Origin of the sequence: Gallicola sp. Sow4_E12 (assembly GCF_052116305.1) — a bacterium.
GTDB lineage: Bacteria > Bacillota > Clostridia > Tissierellales > Peptoniphilaceae > JBQKLI01.
Map to the genome: position 1 here is coordinate 1 of NZ_JBQKLI010000054.1, position 808 is coordinate 808.

The window sequence follows — 808 nt, forward strand, 5'->3', positions numbered from 1 at the left end:
CTCATCCACCATGCTGACAGTTGAGTAAGCCCTAAAAGGCTTGAGGTAGAGCAAAAGAGCGTTCCATTATCGGAGCGGATAACCTTAGGCAGCCCGTATAGTATAAACAATTCAGTAAGGATTAATTTGACGGTTAGAGTATCTTTCTTTTTTACAAGAGTCGCTGCCAAAACTTTTTTACTAGCCAGGTCACGAACAGTAAAAGGTTCACATTTCTCGCCTTCAGAAAACCACCACCCTTTAAAATCGATAGCCCATACATCATTTGGCAATTCAGCTGGAATATGCCTGCGTAAGACAGAAGCCGAGTCGGTGCTGATTTTACGAATTCTTCGTTTTTTTATTTTACCCGCTTTTTTTAAAATACGGTTTATACTGCTTACAGACGGCGCCTTATCAAGAGTTTTAGTGGTTTGAAGAATCGCCTGAAATTTCTTAGCTCCCCAGAAAGGATGCTTTTCTTTTAGGGACAAAATGGAGATAATGGTATCCTCATCGAGTTGATTCGCATTGGATTTAGGGGCCTTGCTTTGATCTTGTAAACTCGAGAAATCACCTGTTCCTTCAAATCGGTTTTTCCACTTATATCCTGTTTTTTCAGAGATATTGAACTCTTTGCATAATTGTTTAAAGGGAATTTTGTTTTCTTTCATAGCAATGATAAATTTAATTCTTTCTTCCACAACAGAAGTCTCCTTTCATGTCCTGTAATCACCTCCGTGACTACATTTTAACAAAGTACTTACCTATGTTCTGACACAAACACTTACCTATGTTGTGGTATTAAAGGCTTACCTATGTTCTGACA

The 808-nt window shown here is 38.5% G+C and carries 1 protein-coding gene; it reads right to left on the minus strand.

What is annotated here, in order from left to right:
- The coding region (locus ACTQ46_RS11120) for a helix-turn-helix domain-containing protein (RefSeq protein WP_441749892.1) at nt 1-683 on the minus strand (683 nt) is incomplete at its 3' end.
- Between the last annotated feature and the right edge of the window lie 125 nt (nt 684-808).